We start from the raw sequence: 24,814 nt of genomic DNA, 5'->3' as shown, positions 1-24,814 counted from the left end.
TGCTATCACTCCTCTGATTCAAAGGCTTTTAACACTTCTAAGCCTGCTTGGCAGACCTGCATATCATGAGAATAATGTCCTCCGCTAACCCCAATTCCACCAATTAATTCGTTATTGATTTTGATTGGATATCCACCGCCAAAAATAACGAGTCTAGGTGTATGTACGATACCATGGAGCAATGGAGGATCATCCTTCAGTCTGTCATACCATTCGTGTGTGGCACGATTGTAAGCGGCAGCAGAAAATGCTTTATTTTGAGCGATGTCAAGACTTAGAACTGGAGCACCATCCATCGCATAAAATGCTTTTAAATTACCTGGTTTGTCGACAATTGCAATACTAAACGGCATTCCTAGTTCTTGTCCCTTTGCTAATGCAGCTTCGAGCATTTTACTTGCTAAAGCTAAGCTAATATTTTTTGATTCAATGGCTGTTGTAAAGTTTTCCATTTTCTTTCCCCTTTTCTATCAACATATTAGTTTATAAATTTACAGGTCTTCCATTACCAAAAGCTTCAATTACTGTCGCCGATACGGCTTTCATTTTTGGCAGACATAAATCAACAATTACATTTGCCATGTCAATTGGATGCAGCCAATTATCTTTATTCGCATCCGGAGCAATATCCTCCATCATCTTTGTGTCAACTGGACCCGGACAGACCGCATTTACTCTAACATTGAACGGTTTTAACTCTTCTCCTAATGCTTTGGAAAAACCAATTACGGCCCATTTCGAAGTAATATAGGCACTTCTATCGGGACCGCCTTTTGTTCCCCAAATGGATGATAGATTGATAATGACACCATTTCTTTTCTCTTTCATTTGCGGTACTACTGCTTTCGCACATAAAAATACACCGCGGGTATTGACTTCTTGGATAAAGTCCCACTCTTCAACTGCCGTTTCATCGAATGGCTTTAGCAGCATGACACCGGCATTATTGATTAAAATATCAATACTTCCGAGTTTTTCTACCGTCTCCTGAACAGCTTTGTTCACATCATCCTCAGAGCGTACATCACCCGAGAGAGCGATGGCTTCGCCAGCTAGCTCTTCCCTAATAAAAGCAGCCACTTCCGAAGTTTCTGTTAAACTGCGAGAAAAAACAGCTACTTTTGCTCCCTGTTTTGCTAGGAGTATACATGTTTCCCGACCAATTCCCCTGCCGCCGCCAGTTACAAATGCAACTTTATTTTTTAAATCCAAAGTTAATCACCCCTTCTTTACACCCCAAGTTTTTTATCACTGCTAACGTAAGAAGCTGCATGCTCACCAGCACGTCGGCCAAACACCAGTCCTCGGAGCACGGATGTTCCGCCAGGGTATTTTCCATAGTATAGACCGGCTGTTTCACCTGCGACGTACAATCCTGGAATTACATCATCATCCTGCGATAAAACCCTGCCATTTGTATCAGAAGCTATGCCTCCATTAGTGAAAACATTGGAGCAGACAATTGGATAGGCAATATATGGCGCCTTATCAATCGTAATGGCCCAATTTGATTTTGGCGGATTAATTCCCACAGCCTGTTTTCCGTCCTTCTTATCCCAGTGGAATTCCCCTGGCTGTACGGCAGCATTAAAGGATTCCACTGTTGCAATCAATTGATCTGCAGGCACCCCAATTTTCACAGCTAATTCCTCTATTGTATAGGCCTCAATCGCCGGTTTATCCGTTTCGATTGCCCGTTCATAATTCGGAATGTCGTACATTTTTTGGTCACTGATCATATAGGCGATATGGTAAGGGAGATCATAGAAGATTTTGCGGGCTACTGCTTCATATTGCTCGTCGACAGTGGAAATGCCTTCATCGACAAAACGGTTGCCATTTTTATCAACCAAAATTGCATAAGGGTAGGTCATAACAGCTGCTTCTTCCCGCTTACTTCTAGGGTCAACTGGTTCTGCATGAAATGCGTCAAACTGACCCGCTCCTTTCGCCCCTATCGCCATGGCCATCCGAATACCTTCTCCTTTGTTGTAAAGGCCTCCTTCGGCAACAGTACGAATTTTATGTGCATCCCTGCCAACATACTGTGCCATCATCTCTTGGTTCCCCTGAAATCCGCCAGCTGCAAGAACAACGGCGCCAACTTTCAACTGAAGAGAATTTCCACCCTTAACCCGAACCATAAGTCCGTTTATCGCACCTACATCATCAAGGAGTAATTTCCAAGCAGTCGCTTCATAAATAATCTCGACACCAAGACCGCCAGCACGGCGTGATAATGTATCAATGATTGCCCGGCCGCCGCCAACTGGAAGCAGCCGCGGTTTTGAAGAAGTTAAAAACATCGTTGGCAGGTAATCAAAATCTACCCCTTTTTCCTCGACCCACCTTAGTGTACTGCCAGCGTTTTCTGCGAGAGTTTCTATGTACTCCCTATCGGAGAAATCATCTGAGAATGCCATCATATCTTCTACAAAGTTGTCTGCGATTTCATCAATATTCTTCATTCGCATGTAAGAGGCTGTCCATCTGGAATTTCCGCCCCGATGATCGTAATCCGTGCGTTCTAAGATCGCAATTCGTAAATTTCTTCCTGCCTTCTTGGCACTTTCCGCAGCGGACAAAGCTGCTGCTGTTCCTGCCACACCGCAGCCAATTACTACAATGTCATAATCCAATTCTCTATCCACTTTCGTTACCTCCTAGTATTAATTATTATATAAATACTTCTTTTCCCACTCTTTGATTTGACCCAGTTTGAAAAGTGATTGTCTTTCCTCCCAAGTACAAATTAAAGGTAATAGATTTTCCTGAGAGCCGTCTTCTTTCAGAATTCTTAAGGATTCTGTGATTCCTTTAATAGCTGAACGAAGAGCAGTATTTGCACACAACATGATTTTAAAACCGATTTCCTCTGCTTCTTTTAAGGAAATAAGCGGGGTTTTGCCGCCCTCTACTAAGTTAATAACCTGTGGGATTCCTTTTAGCGAACTGGTAATTTGCCGTAATTCTTCAATCGTATTTGGTGCTTCAACAAAAATAATGTCTGCACCCGCTTCATAATAAGCAAAGGCCCTGTCTATCGCGTCTTCAACACTATTAACTGCTATTGCATCTGTACGTGCCATAATGGCAAGATTTTCATCTTTCCTTGCATCTAAGGCAGCCTTGATTTTTCCGACCATTTCTTCCTTCGTAATGACTTCTTTTCCGTTAAAATGACCGCATTTCTTTGGTGATACCTGGTCTTCCATTTGAATGGCAGCGACACCTGCACGTTCAAACTCTTTTACAGTCCGAATCACATTGATTGCATTTCCGAACCCAGTATCTCCATCTACTACTATTGGAATATTGGTAACGTCGGCCATTCTTGCAACAATATCAACCACTTCCTTTAGAGAAGTGAGTCCTACGTCAGCCCAGCCAAGCTGTGCATTGGATATACCTGCTCCTGTTGCGTAAATCGCCTTAAAGCCAGTTTCTTCTATTAATTTCGCTGACATCGCATCATAGGCTCCAGGAAGGATAAAGGAACCTGGCTCTCGAAGCAGCTTTTGAAAATCTTGACATTTATTCATAGAGTTAATCCTCCAACTTTTAAAATAGAACGAGAAATGGGAGCCTTCTCGGAGATACGCTGATGCCAAACAATCGATAGCTCCCCAAATATATATAGCGGCAGTTCTGAAACAGGTTTGATAGATTTTTCTTCCACGATCACTTCTGTAAGTTTTGAGAAATTTCCTATTTTAATCGTTACCGTATACCTTCCGGGGGCAGGCAGTGTATAGTATGGATTTAGTTTGAAGAATTGACCATCCCACATTCCTTCTACTTCATAGGAGCACCCAAGAAAATCTGGCAGTTCCTCCACATTGCCTGCAACTAATCTTTCACGAATGCTGGTAGAACTAATTTTCTCGCCACGGCATGCCACTTTTTCCACCTTTGTCACATCAATGATTCCTCCGGAATCATTTTTCAACCGCTCTAAATTTCCAATTCCCCTAGAACCATAAGTAAAATCAAAACCAGCGACTGCATGGATAACCCCTAGATTGACCAGATAATCTTTAACATATTGTTCAGGTGAAAGAGTGGCAAATCCCCTAGTGAATTTAACAATGTAAAACGTATCGACTCCAAGCCCCCGGAGAATTTTCTCCTTAACAGAAAGCGGCATTAAATAGTCAATTTGTTTTTCCCCATTAGACAGGACAGACTTTGGATGTGGAAAGAAACTCATAACTGCGAGCGATACATCCTTTTCTTTTGCTATCCGTAAAGCCGTTTTAATTACTTCTCGATGTCCGTAATGTAGTCCATCAAAAAAACCAAGGGCCATTACACATGCATTTGCTTTTCCCTGCCAGTCTGCTAAATTATCATGGTTTATATAGATCGTTTCCATATAGTCTCCTTTCTTCTTGATTAAGATTTTTTGATAGATTAGGAGTGTCCTAATATCTCAGTGCATTCGATTCTAAGCCGGATAGAACGCGACCATAATTTTCTTTGGTGATTAAAGGTGATAGTGTTCTGTGTGAATATAGCGTCCAAAAATCACGGAAAATCCTTTGCAGCGGGTGACCTTCATACACATAACCAGAACCGCTTGCAAGAATTAGAATATCGAGTGCTTCCTTACTTACTTGATTGGCATAACCGATATCTGCTAAGGCCTTTACTCGTGCTGGCTTATCCATGAATTCTCCGCTGGCAGCCCATGCATCTAGTTCATCTGCCACACGGTAATAATGCATGGAAGCGGTATCAATTTTCAAAGCAGCATCAGCAAGTAATGAATGGAGAGTAGGTGAATCAACTAAATTTTCTACACCAATATGAGCAGCTTTTCGATTAGGCAGTACTTGCTGGAAAAATTCTAACGCTGCCTTTACCAATCCTAATCCTGGCAATGCCAGAGACAATGCTAGAGCTGGAAAAAGTGCTGTATTATATAAAGGTATATCCCTGAGATGATCTGATTTAAATTGTCCATTCAGAACTTCTGCAAATGAAACCACTCGGTGTTCTGGAATAAATACGTTCGTCATTTTCACACTGTTACTTCCTGTACCCTTCAAGCCCATAACATGCCAGTCATCCATTATCTCTACTTCCTCAAAAGGCACTGTCATTAAGGCCTGATCTACAAGGTTTCCTTCATCATCCCTGATCGCCATTCCGAAGTATCCCCAAGTGGCATGAAGTGAACCTGAACAAAACATCCAAAAGCCTTCTTCGATTAAATAACCACCCTCAACTTTTCTAGCGATACATTTTCTAGGTTCATAGACTCCTGCGAAAAGAACATTATCTTCATTTTCTCCGAATATTTCTTGATGTGTTTTTTCCGTAAATGATTCCGCTACCATCAGTTCACGAATAGCACATAGTGATAAAATCCAGCCAGTCGAAGCACAGCCGCGGGAAATTTCAACAATAACATCAGAATAGGTTCTCATACTCGTTTGATAACCGCCATAAACTTGTGGACGAAGCAGCTTAAAAAGCCCAGCTTCTTTTAATTCATTTATGGTTGCTTCAGGAATTCGTCGAATTTCTTCCGTTTCTTTAGCTCTTTCCTTTAGCTTTGGAACAAGTGATTTTGCTTTATCTACAAGATAAGTGTCACTATAGGCTACTTTGTTCATTATAAAATCTCCTTTTCAACTTTATTTCTCGTATTCGTTTAAGATCTTATTTAAATTTTAGAAAATTTCAAAACCTTTTTATAGGGTAAAAACCTTTCAATTTTCAAATGTTTTTAGGTAACTTTTATTAGTTTTTAGGATTTTAACTAATGGCTTTGTCGCCAGGACCAGAATATAGTAAGGAATTTTTTACGAATTTTGTAATTCCTTTATTTTGATAAATTGGGCTGCATTTTCACCTGCAATTTTTCCAAAAACAGATCCAGCCGTTAATCCTGCACCGCCAGGGTAGTTAAAGTAAAATAAACCACCTACCACTTCTCCTGCAGCATATAGTCCTGGAATAGAGTTGGATAATACATCTTGAACTTCAGTTGTTGAGTTAATTTTTAAGCCGCCAAAGGTAAAGGTGATGCCGCAAGTAATGGCATAGGCTTCAAACGGACCGTCCTCCAATGTGTTTGCCCAGTTTGATTTACGTACCGCTAATCCTTCTGTACATCTGCCATCTTTGATATTTGGATTAAACGGGATATCTGTCCGAATAGACGCATTGTATTCTTTTACAGTTTGTAAAAACCCTTCAGAGTCAACACCTTCAAGTTTTCCAGCTAATTCCTCCAGAGTATTGGCTTTAACTTTTGTAACCTGTCGGCCTTTATATTCCTCTCGTAATAGTCGAGCTGTTTTTTGATCGAAAATCTGCCAGGCAAATTGTCCCGGCTGTTCAAGAATTAACCTTCCATATTTTGCATAGGTGTAATTACGAAAATCAGCTCCCTCGTCCACAAAGCGCTTTCCTTCTGCGTTTACCATGATTCCAAAAGGATAGCTAAGCTTTTGAAAGCCTTCCGTAAAGTCTGGGAGATACCTGTCCCCGCCGACCGAATGGCAGCCCGACCAGTTACCAGTGGCAAGAGCACCAATGTTTAATGCCATCTGAATACCTTCACCGGTGTTAAATCGGCTCCCTCTAGCATGAGCCAAATCCCATTTTGGTCCTAAGTATCGTGTCCGCATTTCAGGATTTGCGTGAAAGCCCCCAGAGGCCAGGATCACACCTTTAGCATGTACCCTTGTTGTTTTGCCATTGTGCTTAAATATCACTCCATGCACACCATTGTCATCATGAATCAACTCAGTCGCCATGGCATTGAAAAGAGTTTGAACACCTAAAGAAGATGCTTCTTTATGCAGGGCTTCTACTAATCCAGGCCCCCCGCCCACGGATTCAACAATCATTCCGCCCCAGAACTTAAATTTACCGTCAACCTTAAAGGCTTGACGACCATATATAGGTACCCAGCGTACCTTATGGGAGGAGAGCCATTTAATCGTTTCAAAACTTTTTCCTGTTAAAATCGAAGCTAATTCTGGGTCAGTCCGGTAATCTGTTACACGGCACATATCTTCATAGAAATTTTCTTCGGAATAGACTCCAAAATCTGAAGACTCAATATCCTCTGGAGAAAGATCTGGCATAATCTCCTTTAAATCTTCGACACCATTATAAGCAAACCGAATGGAACCATGAGTATAGGTACTGTTCCCTCCTTTTTCAGCTTCCGGCGATTTTTCAAGCACCAAAACATTAGCGCCATTTTCCCTGGCTGAAATGGCTGCGCACATTGCAGCATTTCCTGCACCGACTATAACAATATCTGTTTCATAAATTCTGTTATCACTCATTACGATCTGCCTCTCTTTCCTATGGTGGACACTTCCACCTAAAAATCTCTTTGAAAAAAGCTGACTCAATTACTTTTGAGTCAGCTTTTTAATTTAAGCCTCAATTGTTGGTTTGTTCATTTCCTTGTCCATAACGGAATCGCCCCAATAGGTGTTAGCAATGGAATGATCCTCCTCTGTCCACTCGACAGGCTCCCAATCCGGTTCAAATATTAAATAGGAATTACTAAACAATTCAACACGGCAGCCACTGCCTGGATCAATTACATATAAGTATAAAGCTTGAGAAACTCCGTGCTTACCAGGACCGATGAACTTTATGCCTTCTTCACTTAAAATATCTGCTGCCCTTAAAACATCCTGTGCGTTATCCAGCCAATAGGAAATGTGGTGAAGCTGGTTTGGCGTTTTTGCCTGTGGTCTTGTAATAACAGCTATATCGTGAACGAGAGGCGTTACGCTCATCCAGCCGGCTAAGGTTGTTTCATTGTTATACCTCACATATTCACGCAGCTTAAAGCCTAATTGGTTACCCAAGTAATCTAGAATTTCTTGAACATCCATGGATGTAGCAATATTTACATGGTCAAATCTTCTAGGTGAGCAGCCACGTGCCCAAGCCTTGTATGTTTGATTTTTCAAAACTGAACGTCTTTTTTCATCCGCTTTCGGTTTTTCTACATCATAATAGATTTCAAAGGAATGCTGACTTGGCAATTTAAAACGAATCGCTCGTCCTTGACCAGTCTCTTCTCCTGCTTCAATCCATTTTACTTCTGTTCCAGCTTTTTCAAGCAGCTGAGCAAAACCTTCCACATCTTCTGGACGCTTCGTTCTCCAGCCGATATGATCAACATATCCTCTATCCCCTGCTGTTAATGAAAGTGAGTGGTGTTCAAAATCACCCCATGCACGTAAATAATACGTACCGTTTACTTCCTCCGTTACTTCTAAACCGATTACATCACGGAAAAACCAAAGTGATTTTTCAAGATCCGGTGTTACGAGTGCTACATGCCCTAACTTTGCAATTTCAGGTAAAGACATTCTACATTCCTCCTTTTATTAATTAAATGATATCTGCAAAATAATTTTGAATGAGCTGATTGAAGCTTTCCTGCTTTTCGATTTGTGTCCAGTGACCGCATTTACCGTATACATGCAATTGTGAATTCGGGAGATGTGAAAGTAAGTAATAGCTGGACTCTACCGAGCAAACCATATCATCTCGACCATGAACGAGTAGGACTGGATGCTCGATTCTTCTTAGTGCTGTTACAGGAACAGGCACCGCAGCTGTTGCGAAAATAGAATCATTGGAAATTCGGACATCTGGTTTCATGGCTGTTTCATATCGATAATCGGTGATTGCATCGATGATTGGCGCCATTGCCTCCGCATCATATACAAACCAGCTCATAATTTGACGCAATTTCTTAGGTGATGGATTGTCATAAAATCCTTTTGCACGAGCTAACTCTGGGCTTAATTTGGTATTTGGTGTTCCTCCTGGTCCCATCAAAACCACTCGGCCAAATCGCTCTGGATGTTCTAACAGAAGCTCAAGTGCAATGGAACACCCCAACGAATTCCCAACTAAATGGGCCTTTTGAACGCCTAAATCATCTAGAAGCTCCATAAGTTGATCTACCCATAAATCCATCCAACCTTGTCGATTCTTTGGCAAACTTTGCGGATGACTGCTGTTTCCAAACCCTAGAAGATCTGGTGCAAGACAGTCATATGTTTCAGAGCAGGCATTTAAGGCATAACGCCAATTGGCAAACGCTGTAACACCTGGTCCTGAGCCATGTAAAAATAAAATCACTTCCGAGTTCCCTTCACCAGCACGATTTAAATATGTTTCAAAATTAGTAGTTTTAATTGATTGTTGAGTAATGTTCGTCACTTCCTATTCTCCTCCTTGTAAAAACAATCTCATTTGAAATCCCTTACATTTTGTTGTTACTGAAATTTTAGAAGATTTGATTATATTTATCTAGAATAATAACTATTTGATTTTACCTTGATTTTTAGTAGGTTTTTATTGGATTTTAAATCTATATTTCTAGCTCCCCTAAAGCTAAGAGTGAATCTAAAATCAGCAGTAACTGATAGCTTTGTGATGAGTCTCGTAAATCTTTATTGATTAGATTTTCTATCTTGTTAATCCGATACATAAGTCCGCTCATTGATAAAGATAAATCATCCATCGTTTGTTGAAGTTTTCCACCATTTGATAAAAAAACATAAAGTGTTTTCAATAATTCTTTTTGTTTGCTCTCCCCTAATTTATAAAGAGGTCCTAATTCTTGTTTGGCAATTTTCTTAATCCCGCTAACATTTTTCGAATTAATCAAGATACCCACAATCCCCAAATCTTTAAAATGAATGATTTTTTTCTCCGTGGACATTCTCAGGCTGATTAGTGATTCATCTAAATGTTCCAAAACATGTTCAATTTCTTCAGATTTGTCACTAATTCCAATTTTATATTTGTAGGAAGGATGCGTCGTTTCAATATGTTTTAAGACTTTTTGCATATTAGGTAATAGATTTGACAACTCAGGTATCAGCATAATAATTTTACCGTCATATTGACCGATAAGTGCTTTATATCCTTGAATATCCAAATATTTTGCCATTGATTCTAAGATTTGGTCATAGTGATCGTTTCTATCTTTTACTGCCTTGCCATTCTCTATATAATCTATTGCTGCAATATAAAATGGAGATTCAAGATCAACCCCCATGTATCGACCGCGATTAATAATTTCTTCCCTGCAAGTATATTGTCCCTTTAGAATTTGTTCCAAAAAATAACCCTTCATTTTTTCAAGTGCTTCAAAGCTAGTCTTTTCATTTAAAAGGTATAAAGAAGCTGCATTTGCTACCCTCTCAATAAACATAATATTATTTTCAGCACTTTTCTCTGTATCATTTAAATAAAGAAATGTACAATATCCAATTACCTTTTTTTGCACAATGATTGGAGTTACTAGTCGTTCCTGATTTTCAGTTTTTAGTCTAGTGGTCTCTTTAAAAAGGGGCAGTATGTTGTTTTTCCTATTTTTCCGAATTAAGCTCTCTTTCAATTCTTTACTCAGACTGCTATATTCTTCCTCGTTCATTCCCGAGTAAACAATTTTTTGAAAGCTTAAATCTTCGATTGATATTGGAATTTGTAATAACCCAAAAGTGGAATCGGCAATATCCTGCAAATTGCTGCCATTAGAAATACTTTCCGTTAGTTTTTTATGAAATTTGGATACCTTATCGATATAATTACGCTGCTCTAACAATTGTTCGTAAGTATACTCTAATTCTTCAATTATATTTATCTCATGATAGAGTTTTACCTCTTCCTGAATCTCCAATCCCCAATCCTCTTGGAGTTTCATTTCGAAACAGCATTCAGGGTCTCCTTTAGCGATACAACTAATTTCTTTGACAATGACACTCTTTTTACAAATCGTAGACATATAGCCACTTGCATATCCTGTTAGGGTGTGACATACAGGTGCATCTGATTTTCCATGATGTTTAAGATGCTCATATGCTTCAAATGAATGGATCCACTTCCCTTTTGCTCTGATTGTTTTTATATTTTCAGGATCAACCAATTCAATAAATCTTTCAGACTGGACATCTCCAATATGCCCTGTACTTAAATGGAGAAGGGAGGCTTGTTTAATAAGATATTCTATTGAGGTACTCGTTACCATTGCTTCTTCAGCGTCACTGACACCCAAGCTCCAGCCATAACGAAGCAAAAAACCCTTGGCTCTCTTTGACCCTAAGTTCTCTATTATTCCCTTACGTAATAGTCCAAAGGCACCAGCAGTGGTAAGAATTTTTTTATTTCCATCTTCTATGTAGTTAGGTTCCAATAGTTTGCCTGAGTTACCCTTCATAAACTCACCTTTTTCCCATTTAAGATTAAGTATTAAAAAGATTCTTTTCATATATTAGTTCTTAATTTAAAATAAAGACTCCTTACATTTTACATACAAGGAGTCTTAATCTTTTTTAGCGTGTTTCTATTTCTTGAAAGAAGCAGTTACAACGCCTATATTTTCAAATTCAGCTGTGAATGTATCTTCATCTTCAATCGGAATAGCTTTTGAAAGTGCTCCTGAAAGAATTACTTCACCAGCATTAAGAGAAATGCCGTAGCTGCCAACTGTATTGGCTAACCAAGCAACGGCTTCGGCAGGATGTCCCATTACCGCTGAACCAAATGCTGAGTCTAAAAACTCACCGTTTCTTGTTACTGTCATACTAACCGATGCTAAATCTAAATCATCAAGTTTAGCAGTTGTACTTCCAATAATTGCACCGGCAGATGAACCATTGTCTGCAACTGTATCCTCAAATTTGATTTGCCAATCCTTTATTCGACTGTCAATAATTTCAAGCGCAGGGACGACATAATCCGTTGCTTCAATCACATCGTTCATAGTCACTCCCGGACCTATTAAATCCTTTTTCAGAACAAACGCAATCTCAAATTCAATCCTCGGCTGAATAAATTTATTAAGACGAATCGTGTCACCATCTCCATATATCATGTCATTTAGGAGATGTCCATAATCTGGTTCGTTAACATTAAGCATTTCCTGCATTGCTTTGCTTGTTAGCCCAATCTTTTTTCCAACAATAACAGCACCGTTTTCTACCTTTTGGCGAATTTGGTAAAGCTGGATGTTATAAGCATCGTCAACAGAAATTTCTTCTGTTGACGATGTGAATGGAGCAATCGGTTTTTTCTCATTTTCTGCTTCCAATAAAGCAGTTCCTGCTTTTTGAATATCCATTACAGCTTTCCCCTTTTCAATTAAGGCTGTTTTCGTAAAGATTGTTGTTAAAATCTTAAAGCCGATTTTAACGTGGAATAAGCTGTTTTGAGCTCTAGAACTAAGTTTGCAGGCTCTTTTCTCATTAATTTAGGCTATTCTCAATGTAAATAATGCACAATCAATGGTATTTACTTTCAAAAAGCAACAATATTTGAGAAAAGAGCCTTAATTAAAGTGTTAATTATACCGGTACTGCTTTTTCTTCAACTAAAGCTCGGTACTTTCCACTGTAAAATACAAGCGGTTCAGCATCTTCTAAATGAATATCTGTGACTCTTCCAATGAATAGTGTGTGATCGCCTTCAAGATGTTCTGCTGATACCTCACAGGCAATTTGTGCAACTGCCCCTTTTAAAACAGGCTTTCCATCAAGTTGGTCAAACTCCACTTCGCGGTGTTCCTTCAACTGTCCTGCAAAAATCATCGAAAGTTCCTGTTGGTCAGCAGCTAAAATATTGACTGAAAAGGATTTGCTTTGTTTAATTTTTTCAAGAATTCGAGCTTTTTCTCCAATAGAGATTACAACCAGTTTCGGATCAAGTGACACGGACATGAAAGCATTCGCTGTCATCCCATGCACATCTCCTTCCACATCTGTAGCAATAACGGTTACTCCTGTTGCAAATTTCCCCATAGCAGTTCGAAATTGACGATCATCCATATCATAAGTACCTCTTTTCTATTTAGTAATTATCGAGACGGCTGTCTAGACACTTGCCATTCTATTACGCTTCAATGGTTGGATTATTTTCAGGTAAGGTGTCTGTTTGGTCTCCCCAGAAGGTAAAGCCTACATCCATTTCATCTAAAGTCCATACAATCGGCTCCCAATCAGGTTCAAAGATTAAATAACCATTCGTGAACAATTCAACGCGTACTCCACTGCCTGGGTCGACAACATATAAATACATCGCTTGGGAAATACCGTGCTTACCAGGACCTTTAAACTTGAGTCCATGCTCAGTTAAGATATCAGCGGCTCGAAGAAGGTCTTGGGCATTATCAAGCCAGTAGGACAAGTGATGAATCCGATGTGTTGATGGTGAGAATGGGTCATGGCTGACTGCAATATCATGAACCAGAGGTGTTACGCTTAACCAAGCACCTAGTAATGAATCATCTGGAGCTTGAACACATTCTCTCATTTTGAAGCCAAGCTTTTCCATTAAGTAATCTGATATAACATTTGCCTTTAATGATGAAAGAATATTAACATGGTCAATTCTTCGCGGTGAACATCCTTTTGCCCAAGATTTATAAGTCTGATTCTTTAACACTGAACGTTTGGATGGCTCAGCTAATGTTTTTTCCATGTCATAGTAAATTTCAAACCGGTGCTCACTTGGCAATTTAAAGCGAATTGCCCTGCCTTGACCTGCTTCCACTCCAGACTCTACCCAGTTTACTTCTGTACCTGCTTCTTGAAGTAGATTAGCAAATTGCTCTACATCTTCCGGACGTTTTGTTCTCCATGCGATATGATCAACATATGACTTTTCACCCGCAGTTATGGACAACGTGTGATGTTCAAAATCTCCCCATGCGCGTAAATAATGGGTGCCATTCACTTCTTCTGTTTCTTCTAATCCGATTAATTCCTTAAAGAACCAAAGTGACTTTTCAAGATCCGCTGAAACTAAAGCGACGTGTCCTAACTTTGCGATTTCTGGTAAACTCATGTTTACTCCTCCTATAATTTTCTTGTAATTTTCTTGTAATTTTCAGAATATAGAAAGCCTTTTCATTTTAGATTAAACAAAATAGGTATTTGGTTCTTGACCGCAAAGAATTCTTCCGTATGTTTCAATTAAGCTTGATGGTGTAATGAAACCATGTAGGTGCATGGCGAAAAAGTCACGATAAACTAACTGTAACGGATTATTATGGTAGGTAAACATGGAACCGACTCCAGCAACTAGAAGATCAATCGCTTCCTTACATAATTGATTTACATAGCCGAAATCCGCCTTCACTTTTACAATTTCAGCAGAATCCATTACCTCTCCGCGTTCAGCATAGCTATCAATTTTATCCACAGCACGGTATAAAAACATTTCAGCAGTATCAATTTTCAATTGCGCTTGGGCAACTTGGTGATGTGTGATTGGTGCTTCATTTTGTTTATGATAAAAGGTGTTTCCAATTCCAGCTTTCGGAAGTCTTTCCATATATAGATCCATCGCTGCCTGTGCAAGCCCTAAAGCCGGCCCTACAATCGATAAGGTAAGTGATGGAACAAAAGAAGATTTGTATAAAGCAACATCCTTAAGCGGATCAATTAAGTAATGACCTTTGCTCGCTAGTCGATCCAATGATACCCTGTGTTCAGGTACAAATACATTTTGAATTCTACAGCTATTGCTGCCGGAACCCTTTAGTCCCATAACATGCCAGTCGTCAAGAACCTCAAGTTCTTCATGCGGAATAACCATAATGGCCATTTCCATTCCGCCTTTTTCATCCACCAATGGGAATCCAAAGTAGCACCAGTCAGCATGAGGGCTGCCAGAAACAAATGGCCATTGGGCTTCTTCAATGTAATAGCCGCCATCTACTTTTTTGATATCACACTTAATCGGTTTGAAATTTCCTGCAAGGACTACATCTTTGCCAGTATTATAGATTTCATTCAGTGCTTTTTCTCCAAATGTGTAAGAGATCATATAATCACGAATATTACTTAGACATACGAACCAACCTGCTGAACCATTCCCGCGGGATATTTCGGTAACGACCTCTGTGAAAGCTCTCATATTTGTTTGATAACCACCAAACATATGTGGTCTAAGTACTTTCAAAAGACCCTGATTTTTCAATTCGTCAATAATAACATCAGGAATTCTGCTATTCTTATCAATGTCATCACTATACTCTCTCAGTTTAGGAATAAGAGCCCTCGCTCTTTCTACCAATTCATTTTTGGTTTCCAACACACTTTGTTCCATCTTAATACCTCCCGCAAAATAGTGGCAAATCCGTGTCTTGCACTAATTCTAGTTAAACATATGCTGATTTGAATCTATATCCTGGTATTTCAAACCTACTGCTTCGGCAACCCGAAGCAAATGTTTTTCCATCAGCTTTTTTGCTAATTTAGAGTCTTTTTCTTTTAAACTATAATAGATTAACCAGTGTTCAGCTTGTGATTGCTTTCTTCTATCCTTTGAAAACAAAACTACTGGATTTCCAACATAATTAAGGTAATCCCAAAGCTGCTTAGCAAGACTAAGTGCATACGTTAACTTGGAGGCTTCATAAATAGTTCGGTGAAACTCAATATTGAGGGCAGAAAACTCATCCTCGGATAAATCTGGATTGTCCATCATCGTCAATGTCTCTTTCATATATGTAAGTTCATCTTCGTTGAGCTTAAATGCAGCACGTTCTGTCATTAAGGCATCCAGATTTGCACAAACCAATAACCGTTCTAAAACGTCACTTTGCTCTGGTCTTTTAACATATACCCCTACTTGAGGAATAATAGATAGAAATCCCTCTTGTTCAAGCCTCGCTAATGCCTTATGAACAGGAGTTCTGCTTATGTTCAGATGTGCAGTAATGTCATTAACATTAATTGCGGATTCAGGTTCCCATGTACCATCAATAATTTGCATTTTAATATATCGATATGCCTGATCTATTTTCATTTTTCTATACACCCTTTATCCTCTTTTTGTTTATGTTCCCTTAATAATAAGGTAAGGGATTCAACGGTATATTTAAATAGATAAATACTATCAATATATTAATTCTTATATTTCACCGTTGAAAAAATCTGATGTAAGTTTAATAAATCTCTCTTTTTGCTCCACCTGAGCCCAATGTCCACAACGTTTGAAGATATGAAGCTGTGCATTTGGCAAATAATCCATAACATAAAGACTGCTTTGAAGCGGTACAAAACGATCTTGATGTCCATGTATAAGTAAAATTTCATGCTTCATTTCTTTGAGTGCTGAAGGTGGAACCAGCATATCTGACAAATGGGTCTTTGAGAAATTTTCTTCATAAGATTTGCGAACATCCTGTCTTAAGAACAGCTCTAACCGCTCTGATACGATTTTCTCAAGTTTATCCTCAAGAATACTTTTATCATATAAGAACCAGCTCAATAAGTTTTTAAAGGCAACTGGATCCGGATCTTTGTGGAAGTTTGCCAGTTTTGCCAACTCAGGTGTAGGTTCTGTTAATCCTCCGCCTGCTCCCATTAAAACGACACGGTCAAACCGTTCTGGAGCATACATTAAAAGGTGTAGAGCGATAACACCTCCAAGAGAGTTTCCAACTAAATGGGCTTTATCAACCTCTAAAGCATCCATTAGCTCAATCACCTGCCTAACCCTGATGTTCATCCACTCTGCCCCATTTTTCGGGTAATTCTCAGGATGATCGGTATTTCCAAAGCCAAAGATATCAGGTGCCACTACATGGAATACCCCCTGAAAATGAGGTAATATTTCCTTCCAATTTGACTGCGCACTTACCCCTGGGCCGCTGCCGTGAAGAAAAATAATGGTCTCAGCTGACTGCTTATCTCCACCCTCATTAATAAAAGTTTGATAGTTTCCGGTTTGAATTTTTCTAGTATTAACATCCGACATCCTTCATAACCTCACTTTCTAAAAAACTTTAAAGTAGTAATGTTTCTCTTAACTGGAATTTTAGTTTTGTGTTTTTAACCTATAAACAGTGAAAATATTAAATTAAAAACGCTTTCATTAACTAACTATAATTTTACTTCCGCACTTTTAATTTGTCAATGAATTCTAAATATTTTATAAATTTAAAATTAAATAAGAAGACAAGCCTAAAGGATTCTAATCCAAAACCAACAAAACTACTAAAAAAAGGATGTACAAAATTTCTTTGTAACATCCTCTCATTCATATAATGTTAATGATTTAAGGTAGCCTTTAAATCCTTGTTCGATTTCATTACAGCTATCGCCCATATCAGAGCCAAGATAATTAATCCTATTGCACTTACTGCTAATGGAAATCTACCAATATCCTGATTAAAAATGTTCTGTACCATCAGGAATCCAAATGGCCCTAAAATACCGCCTAAACCCTGGCCTACCACAACTAACCCTACTGCTGGAGGGGCACCAGGAGGAGTAAGTTCTGAAACTTTAGTGAATACCCCAGGAAGTCCAATTCCCATTGCAAACCCACCAATAATACTGCCAACAAAAATCATTGTTAAGGTTGGTGAGAAATAACAGATAGCCATCCCAATACCTGTTACTAAAACGCCTGCAGGCAGATAGAAGGTTGGCAGTGCATGTTTTATTTTTCCGAATATAAACCCAGCTATCAGTGTACCAAAAGTGAATACGGATATCGCCATACCTGCCTCTGTTGCATTACCTAGTTGGTCCCCCTGTATAACAACTGAAATATTCGTTACATAACCAAAAATCAAACCAGAATAAAATACCTGTCCTAAACAAACCCAATAAATTGCATTCGGAAGCTTGACCTTAACTTTCGAGCCAGTAGCTTCTGATATCTGTTTCTTCTCAGGTTCAGGAAGATACAACATGGTAATAGCTAAAATCCAAATTGGGAAAAGGTATGTTAGGAAACCATATTGCCAGCCAAAGGAATCAGCTAAAATCCCGCCGCCTAACTGGAAGAATATTGCCCCAATACAAGCAACCGTGGAAGTCCCAAATCCAATTAAGAAATCTCTTTCTCTACCGTCAAAGAAATCTGTAATTACATCTATTGATAACGGCATTGTTATCCCTACACCTAACCCTAAAAGTCCTCTCATTGCAATAATCAGCGGCAGGTTATCTATAAAGGTTGGGAGTGTGCCACCAACAATAAATAAGGTCAAACCGATAAATAACAATGTTTTCTTTTTAAACATTTTTGTCAGTTTTCCATAAAAAAGTGCAGGAACGATTTGTATGAGACCCGGGAATGTAGCTACCAACATGACAATAGTTGGATCATATTCAGGAAATGCCTTAATGATGTCAGCCATAATGGATCCTGCTACACCAGCAGCTACATCTTGGAACGCTAGAATGACGACTAAAAACTTAAGCATATTTTTACTGATATTCTTTGCCATTTAGATCCTCCCTATATTTGTTTTCATTCTCTAAAAATGACAAACTCTGCTGCCCTTGTGGCCTGCAAGAAACAACAGCTAAAATTTCAGTTTTAGATAAACTAAAATTTTACTTTTTCATTTTTCTATTTTTTACCGGTAAAAAGCGTAAAAAAAGCGCCTTCTTTTACTAACTGTAATTCTACATTTGGGCATATACACTTGTCAATATATTCATAATGTTTTCTATTTTCTGAATAATTACCATTAGAATATCTACTAGAAAATGAAAAAAACGCTGAAAATTCAGCGTTTTTTATCTAATTTGTTTATACCAAATATATAAAGAATAGCCTCATTAAATGCACCTGAAGCTATTTATCTGAAATACTACTTCAATGGCTTAACGTTACAATTAGAATTCCGAAACAAGCCGCAGTTAATAAAAACACAATAGCAAAGCCAATTAATAGTCCCTGCCCCAATCTTTTTTTCCCCTTTAAGAAGCTAATAACAATAAGGACAATGATTGCGATGATTCCAAAAAAAATCGAAAATATCCCCATTAATCCGAGCAATAAGAAAAAAGTAAGAGCGTAAATCCCAATTGAAATCCCAATCCCAATCCAAAGGTCTTTTAAGGAGCCATCATTCCTCTGATTTTGAACCATCAACAATCACACTCCTGTTTTTTCACTTTACAAATTTTCTTGTCTCAAGTTCTTCCTGAATCTTCTTCAATTCTAACTCTTTGTCGTCTCGGTAAAATAAATTATAGGTATCAAACGGAATAATTCGACCATCGGGATGAGCAATATGGACACACGATTTTTTAACTGAGCGGACATCAAAGTTATAGGCATCTAAAAACTGCATAATAATGACACGAAAAACGTTGTCATAACCAATATCACCTGGCATCGAAACCTTTGGAAGACAACACAATAAATCTTTTAATGACAACGCAGAGGAATCTGGGGAATGATTTAATGAAAACAATTTATAAATCATATTCTTAATATTTTCATCTTGTTCAAAGACAATCGTATTACGTTCCCCTTCGAGTAATATATTCGGATCAATCAAACCAGTCAGCGGAGTGGCTTCACCATTCATTTTCAATGCATATCCCATGGCAAGACAATCTGGATGGCATGGTACTGGAATGATATCTTTCGAACCAAAAACATTCGATTGGTCAATAATCATTTGCCTTACCTCACTTAAAGTCAAGCGATTGACAGATGGATCATATTCTTCTAACCTCCCCGCTGCTTGAATGGGCTGGAAAGTTACTCCGCGGACACATTTTTGTTGAAGACCATATTGGATGATTTTTCCTACTTCATGATCATTTAAGCCTTTTTTCAGCGTGACCACAAGTGTGGTCGAAATATTATATTCGTTTAAGTTTTCAATTGCCTTTTGTCTAATATCCCTTAAGTCTACGCCTCTTAACTCCTCGAGTGCTTCTTTTTCAAAACTATCAAATTGAAGATAGATTTCAAATCCAGGTGTATAGGCTGCCAGTCTTTTCACAAATTCTTTATCATTGGCAATTCGTAAACCATTTGTATTCACCATAATATGTCGAATCGGTCTAGATTTCACCATATCAAGAATGTCAAAAAACTGCGGATGAATCGTTGGTTCCCCGCCGCTGATTTGGACAATATCTGCTTGATGCTCATTTTTAATAATGTTCTCTAACATAAATTCAATTTTCTCCAAGCTTCGGAAACTACCCTTTTGAGGAGAAGATTCTGCATAACAAATCGGGCACTTCAAATTACATCTTTCGGTTATTTCCAAAAGTGTTAAACAGCTATGCTGCTCATGGTCAGGACAAAGCCCGCAATCATAGGGACAGCCATACTTAATTGGCGTGTTCCAGCGATACGGCATTTCTGAAGGTTTAATAAATTCCCGGCACCACTTGTAATAGGCAACATCGGTGGATATTAACACCTTTTCAGGTCCGTGTTCCATACATCTTTTCAGTAGATAAACTTTTTCATTTTCAATAATGACCTTTGCCTCCACTTTTCGCAAACAAGTCGAACATATGCTATTCGTCAGTTCGTAAAACAAATAAGGACGATTAGGCATGGAATCCTCTCCTTTTCTCACTTTGTTTTTTTGAGATGAGCCAGATGTAATACGCTATTCCTAGTAAGCTTGCAATTTGTATATTGTTAAAACCCCAAAAAGGATGTGGAGTAGGTTTAATAAAATCTATCATTAATCGAAATCCCAAATAACCAAGCATAAACAATTGGAATAGTAAACCTTCCCAGCCGCTGCTATTCCTTTTAAGCTTATAAAGGAAAAGAAGCAGAATTCCCAAGAATACTATTTCATACAATTGTGTAGGATGGCGATTTATTCCATCACCAAAATCAACTCCTGTAATCCATGTTGTCTCCACGCCATATGTATGGTCATCCAAGCCAGTTAAAAAGCAGCCGATTCTCCCGATCATCATCCCAACCGTGAGGGGCAATACAAAATCATCACCGGTTGAGCGTTTCCAGCCAATCAACTTTTTAGCCGTTTCAACGCCAATTAATCCCCCTAATAATCCACCTACAATCGTTTTACCCTCCATCAAATAGATGATACGATTCCAATTTTCTATTGTCTTAAAGGGATCTTCAAACCAATAAAGCAGTTTCGAGCCAAATGCTGCACCAAGTACTGCACCTACTACCACCCATAGGAATTTATCCAGCGGAATCTTATCCTTATTCCGCGTGTATAAATACACACGAAAGCCTATAAAGTATGCAAGCGCTTCAAACATTAGATGGGGATGAATTCCAAATATATAGAAAGGGAAATCCAAGTTTTCCTCTCCTTTCTAACAATAATTATCTATACCTCTATAATATCAGAATATTAAAAATAAACACTTATTATTCGCGGGAAATGTAACCGCATTCACTAAAAATATTGATATATCAATGAAATATTTTGATTCTTTTCTATTTAAAGTATTAGAAAATATGTTATATTCTAATAAATGAAAATGGGGAGTGAGAAAATGAAATCACTAATACAACGTGCCTATAATTTTAATGCAGGACCATCCGCCCTTCCACTTGAGGTGCTTGAAAAAGCCAAGCAGGAACTTATTGATTTTCGTGGCACTGGTATGTCAGTCATGGAGCTTAGCCACCGAAGCGCAGCCTATGAAGAAGTACACAATAATGCCATTGCCCTTCTAAAAGAATTATTATCAATTCCGGAAGATTATGAGGTACTTTTTCTACAAGGTGGAGGAAGTCTTCAGTTTTCAATGGTACCCATGAACTTCTTGAAGCCAGGGGAAAAAGCAGGCTATATTATGACAGGTTCTTGGTCTGAAAAGGCCTTTTCTGAAGCTAAGTTATTTGGGGATCCATATCATGTTGCCAGCACGAAGGAAAATCAATATCGACAAATCCCTCAATTAGAGGAATTACAATACAATCCAAGAGATGCTTATATTCATCTCACGTCAAACAATACGATATATGGAACACAGTGGAAGGACTTTCCAGATACAGGTGAAGTACCATTAATTGCGGATATGTCTAGTGATATCTTATCCAAGCCCTTTGATGTCAGCAAGTTTGGCTTAATTTATGCCGGTGCTCAAAAAAATCTCGGTCCTTCTGGTGTTACAGTGGCAATTATTCGTAAGGATATGATTGAAAAAGCTAATCCTAACATCCCGACAATGTTAAAGTATAGTACCCATTCAAAAAACAACTCTTTATATAACACACCTCCGACATTCGGAATCTATATGCTTGGTGAAGTTTTGAGCTGGATAAAAGAATTAGGCGGAATCAATGCCCTTACTGATCGTAACGAGGGAAAAGCGAAACTAATATATGATGCAATCGACCAAAGCAATGGTTTTTATGTTGGCCACGCTGAACCTGAAAGCCGTTCACTTATGAATATTACATTCCGAGTAAAAGATGAAGAATTAGAGAAGAAATTCTTATCAGAAGCTAAGCGCGAAGGATTCGTCGGTGTAAGCGGACATCGTTCTGTAGGAGGCTGCCGGGCTTCTACTTACAACTCTGTCCCTTATGAAACATGTAAAGCTTTTAGTGAGTTCATGATTCAGTTCCAAAATACAAATCGATAAACAATATAAAAAGGGAAATAAAGTTTTTATATATTTCCCTTTTTTATTTTTCTATATAAGCGATACCCTTTTCTGACACTGTTGACAATAAAAAAAGGAATAGGCAGATGATATTTATAAATAAACGGCAGATAAATTTTGTAATACGCTTTTTTCAAGTCATCCCATTTACGACATTTACCCTGCTTATAAAAATCTGAAACATCCACAATATACCCTCTTCCGTTACTCATAACAACATTTTTTCCATGGACATCAAAGGGATTTAAACCTACTGAACGAGCATATGCTATCCCCTCATCTACATCCCGGATAACTGATTCTGGTATAGGGTTGCCTTTTACAACTGCATCGAACAAATTCATTCCATCTATCCTTTTTAAAACTAAATAATTATCACCATAGTCAACTAATGCAGAAAAGGATTCGTGCTGACCTAATTTTTTATATACCTCTACTTCCTTTTTTAATTCCTCAGGTTTTCTTCCATACACCTTAACCACCCATTTAGGATTTGATTGATGCAAAAAAACGCCTGCATAATTTCCGCTGCCTATTGTTTTCCACGTATTCGAGAAATTCTTCACAATAATTGGATCAAACGGACCTTCCGTCGATAGTTGGATATTGGGCAGTAATTCATTTCCAATTAATTTTATATATTTCTCTATATTCATTGCACACCTCAGAAAAAAACGGATTAATTATTTCTTTATCTTAGTATATAACTCGATATACACTTAGAATAGATAAAATATTCTTTATTTTAAAGAAAAATTTCTTAATCACGAGGTGGTAACACGCATTTTCCAAAATTAGAAACTTAGAGATTAAAATTAGTCCTCTATTACTCATAAATAAACAAAGCCAGGAAAGTATATCCTGGCTTTCATTATTCCTCAAAATAGTCTTTAAATGCTTTGGGATTGCTGGTTTCCTTCCCCTGATAATATGGGTTGTTTTCAGTAGAATCCTGTGGGTCGAGATTGGTCTTAATAATCAAATGGGGTTCTGAGGGCTGCTCAGCAATCATCCTGTCGTTTAATTGGTCGAAATCAGGCAGTTTGTTATTTCCGGGTTGTCTAGGCTCCATAGCATTGACACCTCCTAAAAATAGCTTGCTGATTTTTCTTTTTAATCATACATTATTTCTTCTATAGATTTATAATACTATTATTAAAAAGAAAAAACTAGGAAGTAGAAACTTCCTAGTATGTTTATTCTTCTTCGACTCCAAGTAAGAAATCTGGGTTTAATTCCTCAAATTCCTCATCGTCAACATCCATTCCCCAATCATCGTCATCATCATGGCAGCCCTTTGGATTAATGGCGACACATACTTTTGTTTCACCAATTACTTCCACTAGGAATTCCTTTTCAACATGGACAATGATTCGATTGCCATTTGGGGAGATGACTGCTTCACAACAATTAGGCTGTTGCAAAACACGAGCACAAATCTCATTGTCATCCAAGCAATCATGGTCACGGTATTTTAACCTAATGACATCTGTGTATTTAACACATTCAGTAACAACTTCTGTTCTGGTATTGTCATTGTATGAGTACCATACATTGATGTCATAAGAGCCGTGTATCTCTACAGTTTTGCCGACTTTTTTCGCGTTGTATTTATGGTTGATAATCCAACAGCCAAGTATGCTGGTTGGACTATGTGCCGGGCTAATCGTATGATTGGAATTGGTGAATTTACGCCCTTTCGCTACTACGGCCTTAACAATTATCTCTCTGTATTCTCCCATTTCGCGCGAAACCTCCTCATTCATTTTCATTTCATCCTATGCAATTTTTTAGACTAGTGTGCGATATATTTCTGAGAATACTGGTTAAAAGTTTAGTCATAGTTCATTTTATGCGGGAGTTTTAGGTAGGTTACAATTAGGCATGTATTTAAGTCAGGGGGATTTTCTTCTGTGAGATAAATGCATAAAAAAACCAGGCATTAACTAAGCCTGGTTTGATTTATTTAGTGATTGTGGTCATGGTCGTCGTGATTCCCGCAAGACCCGCCATTGCTTAGGCTTGCACCTGTTTCACCTTTTAATACATCTCCACCGGTTGATTCAATAATGACATCTGTTACCTTATTTGAGATGGTTGTGGAAATTAACTGAAGTAATTCATTTACTTCAATTTGAGATTGCTTAAACTCTTGAACAACCGGAATATCGTCTAGTTCCTGTTCGATGGAAGCAATTTTGTCTTCCACCTTTTTAAGTGCTTCTGGCTTACCGTAATGCTGTAGATTAACTGCTTGCTTTTGCAAACCCTTAATATCAGAAATTAGCGTACTAACTTTTGCGTTTACGTGAATCTGTGCTTCTGCACGTTTAAAGAAATCAACTTCCTCTGTTTCCGCAATCATACGTGCTAATTCTTGTGCGCGGGCGATGATATCGTCTTTTGTGTATTTAGCCACT

At 38.3% G+C, this 24,814-nt stretch carries 25 protein-coding genes; 1 reads left to right on the top strand and 24 read right to left on the bottom strand.

The features are described from left to right. Positions 1-5: 5 nt before the first annotated feature. From ACY3XC_RS09420 to ACY3XC_RS09325, 20 genes are all read right to left on the bottom strand, one after another. Entirely contained in the window at positions 6-452 is a 447-nt protein-coding gene (locus ACY3XC_RS09420) for a GlcG/HbpS family heme-binding protein (RefSeq protein WP_464868291.1), read from the bottom strand. A gap of 31 nt (positions 453-483) precedes the next feature. Next, positions 484-1,212, bottom strand: a complete 729-nt coding sequence (locus ACY3XC_RS09415; protein ID WP_464868290.1) for an SDR family NAD(P)-dependent oxidoreductase — start codon at positions 1,210-1,212, stop codon at positions 484-486. 17 nt (positions 1,213-1,229) lie between these two features. Next, complete coding sequence (locus ACY3XC_RS09410; protein WP_464868289.1) at positions 1,230-2,651, bottom strand: FAD-binding protein; 1,422 nt, start codon at positions 2,649-2,651, stop codon at positions 1,230-1,232. 18 nt (positions 2,652-2,669) lie between these two features. Further along, positions 2,670-3,542 (bottom strand): isocitrate lyase/PEP mutase family protein, encoded by an 873-nt coding sequence (locus ACY3XC_RS09405; protein WP_464868288.1) that lies wholly within the window; start codon positions 3,540-3,542, stop codon positions 2,670-2,672. Continuing rightward, a complete protein-coding gene (locus ACY3XC_RS09400) occupies positions 3,539-4,375 on the bottom strand; it encodes an FAD synthetase family protein (RefSeq protein WP_464868287.1) in 837 nt (278 codons plus the stop codon). The genes ACY3XC_RS09405 and ACY3XC_RS09400 overlap by 4 nt, the downstream gene beginning before the upstream one ends. 49 nt (positions 4,376-4,424) lie before the next feature. Then, entirely contained in the window at positions 4,425-5,621 is a 1,197-nt protein-coding gene (locus ACY3XC_RS09395) for an acyl-CoA dehydrogenase family protein (protein ID WP_464868286.1), read from the bottom strand. A 189-nt stretch (positions 5,622-5,810) separates the two neighbouring features. Next, positions 5,811-7,310: an FAD-dependent tricarballylate dehydrogenase TcuA gene (gene tcuA, locus ACY3XC_RS09390; protein WP_464868285.1), complete on the bottom strand. Its 1,500-nt coding sequence runs from the start codon at positions 7,308-7,310 to the stop codon at positions 5,811-5,813. A 93-nt stretch (positions 7,311-7,403) separates the two neighbouring features. Then, positions 7,404-8,357 carry a VOC family protein gene (locus tag ACY3XC_RS09385; protein WP_179157338.1) on the bottom strand — a complete coding sequence of 318 codons (954 nt, stop codon included), beginning with the start codon at positions 8,355-8,357 and terminating at the stop codon, positions 7,404-7,406. 22 nt (positions 8,358-8,379) lie between these two features. Then, positions 8,380-9,219, bottom strand: a complete 840-nt coding sequence (locus ACY3XC_RS09380; protein ID WP_464868284.1) for an alpha/beta fold hydrolase — start codon at positions 9,217-9,219, stop codon at positions 8,380-8,382. A 151-nt stretch (positions 9,220-9,370) separates the two neighbouring features. Beyond that, positions 9,371-11,224, bottom strand: coding sequence for a V4R domain-containing protein (locus ACY3XC_RS09375; RefSeq protein ID WP_464868283.1), 1,854 nt, complete (start codon positions 11,222-11,224; stop codon positions 9,371-9,373). Positions 11,225-11,350: 126 nt separating this feature from the next. After that, the gene (locus tag ACY3XC_RS09370) at positions 11,351-12,127 is read right to left on the bottom strand and encodes a 2-keto-4-pentenoate hydratase (protein ID WP_464868282.1); all 777 of its coding nucleotides are present in this window, start codon (positions 12,125-12,127) and stop codon (positions 11,351-11,353) included. Between the two features lie 223 nt (positions 12,128-12,350). After that, entirely contained in the window at positions 12,351-12,830 is a 480-nt protein-coding gene (locus ACY3XC_RS09365) for a flavin reductase family protein (RefSeq protein ID WP_464868281.1), read from the bottom strand. 64 nt (positions 12,831-12,894) lie between these two features. Then, positions 12,895-13,848: a VOC family protein gene (locus ACY3XC_RS09360; RefSeq protein ID WP_464868280.1), complete on the bottom strand. Its 954-nt coding sequence runs from the start codon at positions 13,846-13,848 to the stop codon at positions 12,895-12,897. A gap of 72 nt (positions 13,849-13,920) precedes the next feature. Then, positions 13,921-15,114: an acyl-CoA dehydrogenase family protein gene (locus ACY3XC_RS09355; protein WP_179161159.1), complete on the bottom strand. Its 1,194-nt coding sequence runs from the start codon at positions 15,112-15,114 to the stop codon at positions 13,921-13,923. 48 nt (positions 15,115-15,162) lie between these two features. Next, positions 15,163-15,816, bottom strand: coding sequence for a GntR family transcriptional regulator (locus ACY3XC_RS09350; protein ID WP_179161160.1), 654 nt, complete (start codon positions 15,814-15,816; stop codon positions 15,163-15,165). A gap of 105 nt (positions 15,817-15,921) precedes the next feature. After that, the gene (locus ACY3XC_RS09345; RefSeq protein WP_464868279.1) at positions 15,922-16,770 is read right to left on the bottom strand and encodes an alpha/beta fold hydrolase; all 849 of its coding nucleotides are present in this window, start codon (positions 16,768-16,770) and stop codon (positions 15,922-15,924) included. 292 nt (positions 16,771-17,062) lie between these two features. After that, the gene (locus ACY3XC_RS09340) at positions 17,063-18,253 is read right to left on the bottom strand and encodes an MFS transporter (protein WP_464868278.1); all 1,191 of its coding nucleotides are present in this window, start codon (positions 18,251-18,253) and stop codon (positions 17,063-17,065) included. A gap of 374 nt (positions 18,254-18,627) precedes the next feature. Continuing rightward, entirely contained in the window at positions 18,628-18,906 is a 279-nt protein-coding gene (locus ACY3XC_RS09335) for a hypothetical protein (RefSeq protein ID WP_464868277.1), read from the bottom strand. 19 nt (positions 18,907-18,925) lie between these two features. Then, complete coding sequence (locus ACY3XC_RS09330; RefSeq protein WP_464868276.1) at positions 18,926-20,341, bottom strand: radical SAM protein; 1,416 nt, start codon at positions 20,339-20,341, stop codon at positions 18,926-18,928. Next, positions 20,334-21,077, bottom strand: coding sequence for a prolipoprotein diacylglyceryl transferase (locus ACY3XC_RS09325; protein WP_464868275.1), 744 nt, complete (start codon positions 21,075-21,077; stop codon positions 20,334-20,336). Before ACY3XC_RS09325 ends, ACY3XC_RS09330 begins: the two co-directional genes overlap by 8 nt. Before the next feature lie 198 nt (positions 21,078-21,275). On the opposite strand from ACY3XC_RS09325, the gene serC reads away from it, so the two are divergent. After that, positions 21,276-22,373, top strand: coding sequence for a 3-phosphoserine/phosphohydroxythreonine transaminase (gene serC, locus ACY3XC_RS09320; RefSeq protein ID WP_464868274.1), 1,098 nt, complete (start codon positions 21,276-21,278; stop codon positions 22,371-22,373). 26 nt (positions 22,374-22,399) lie between these two features. Here the strand turns inward: serC and ACY3XC_RS09315 are convergent, their stop codons facing one another. From ACY3XC_RS09315 to ACY3XC_RS09300, 4 genes are all read right to left on the bottom strand, one after another. Then, positions 22,400-23,050 (bottom strand): serine/threonine protein kinase, encoded by a 651-nt coding sequence (locus ACY3XC_RS09315; RefSeq protein WP_464868273.1) that lies wholly within the window; start codon positions 23,048-23,050, stop codon positions 22,400-22,402. A gap of 215 nt (positions 23,051-23,265) precedes the next feature. Then, positions 23,266-23,466 carry a hypothetical protein gene (locus ACY3XC_RS09310; RefSeq protein WP_179161169.1) on the bottom strand — a complete coding sequence of 67 codons (201 nt, stop codon included), beginning with the start codon at positions 23,464-23,466 and terminating at the stop codon, positions 23,266-23,268. Positions 23,467-23,590: 124 nt separating this feature from the next. Next, complete coding sequence (locus ACY3XC_RS09305; RefSeq protein WP_179161170.1) at positions 23,591-24,136, bottom strand: outer spore coat protein CotE; 546 nt, start codon at positions 24,134-24,136, stop codon at positions 23,591-23,593. Between the two features lie 224 nt (positions 24,137-24,360). Further along, a complete protein-coding gene (locus tag ACY3XC_RS09300) occupies positions 24,361-24,813 on the bottom strand; it encodes a YlbF/YmcA family competence regulator (protein WP_179161171.1) in 453 nt (150 codons plus the stop codon). Position 24,814: the final 1 nt, after the last annotated feature.

The organism is Bacillus sp. CZDM1 (assembly GCF_055502545.1).
Note: the sequence above shows the minus strand (reverse complement) of the source record. Positions and strands in the feature narration are given on the sequence as shown.

What these genes read in the sequence shown, in the direction of transcription:
- ACY3XC_RS09420 (WP_464868291.1), bottom strand. Translation starts at nt 452, where the DNA reads ATGGAAAACTTTACAACAGCCATTGAATCAAAAAATATTAGCTTAGCT.
- ACY3XC_RS09405 (WP_464868288.1), bottom strand. Translation starts at nt 3,542, where the DNA reads ATGAATAAATGTCAAGATTTTCAAAAGCTGCTTCGAGAGCCAGGTTCC.
- ACY3XC_RS09400 (WP_464868287.1), bottom strand. Translation starts at nt 4,375, where the DNA reads ATGGAAACGATCTATATAAACCATGATAATTTAGCAGACTGGCAGGGA.
- ACY3XC_RS09395 (WP_464868286.1), bottom strand. Translation starts at nt 5,621, where the DNA reads ATGAACAAAGTAGCCTATAGTGACACTTATCTTGTAGATAAAGCAAAA.
- tcuA (WP_464868285.1), bottom strand. Translation starts at nt 7,310, where the DNA reads ATGAGTGATAACAGAATTTATGAAACAGATATTGTTATAGTCGGTGCA.
- ACY3XC_RS09385 (WP_179157338.1), bottom strand. Translation starts at nt 8,357, where the DNA reads ATGTCTTTACCTGAAATTGCAAAGTTAGGGCATGTAGCACTCGTAACA.
- ACY3XC_RS09375 (WP_464868283.1), bottom strand. Translation starts at nt 11,224, where the DNA reads ATGAAGGGTAACTCAGGCAAACTATTGGAACCTAACTACATAGAAGAT.
- ACY3XC_RS09370 (WP_464868282.1), bottom strand. Translation starts at nt 12,127, where the DNA reads ATGGATATTCAAAAAGCAGGAACTGCTTTATTGGAAGCAGAAAATGAG.
- ACY3XC_RS09365 (WP_464868281.1), bottom strand. Translation starts at nt 12,830, where the DNA reads ATGGATGATCGTCAATTTCGAACTGCTATGGGGAAATTTGCAACAGGA.
- ACY3XC_RS09360 (WP_464868280.1), bottom strand. Translation starts at nt 13,848, where the DNA reads ATGAGTTTACCAGAAATCGCAAAGTTAGGACACGTCGCTTTAGTTTCA.
- ACY3XC_RS09355 (WP_179161159.1), bottom strand. Translation starts at nt 15,114, where the DNA reads ATGGAACAAAGTGTGTTGGAAACCAAAAATGAATTGGTAGAAAGAGCG.
- ACY3XC_RS09350 (WP_179161160.1), bottom strand. Translation starts at nt 15,816, where the DNA reads ATGAAAATAGATCAGGCATATCGATATATTAAAATGCAAATTATTGAT.
- ACY3XC_RS09345 (WP_464868279.1), bottom strand. Translation starts at nt 16,770, where the DNA reads ATGTCGGATGTTAATACTAGAAAAATTCAAACCGGAAACTATCAAACT.
- ACY3XC_RS09340 (WP_464868278.1), bottom strand. Translation starts at nt 18,253, where the DNA reads ATGGCAAAGAATATCAGTAAAAATATGCTTAAGTTTTTAGTCGTCATT.
- ACY3XC_RS09330 (WP_464868276.1), bottom strand. Translation starts at nt 20,341, where the DNA reads ATGCCTAATCGTCCTTATTTGTTTTACGAACTGACGAATAGCATATGT.
- serC (WP_464868274.1), top strand. Translation starts at nt 21,276, where the DNA reads ATGAAATCACTAATACAACGTGCCTATAATTTTAATGCAGGACCATCC.
- ACY3XC_RS09315 (WP_464868273.1), bottom strand. Translation starts at nt 23,050, where the DNA reads ATGAATATAGAGAAATATATAAAATTAATTGGAAATGAATTACTGCCC.
- ACY3XC_RS09310 (WP_179161169.1), bottom strand. Translation starts at nt 23,466, where the DNA reads ATGGAGCCTAGACAACCCGGAAATAACAAACTGCCTGATTTCGACCAA.
- ACY3XC_RS09305 (WP_179161170.1), bottom strand. Translation starts at nt 24,136, where the DNA reads ATGGGAGAATACAGAGAGATAATTGTTAAGGCCGTAGTAGCGAAAGGG.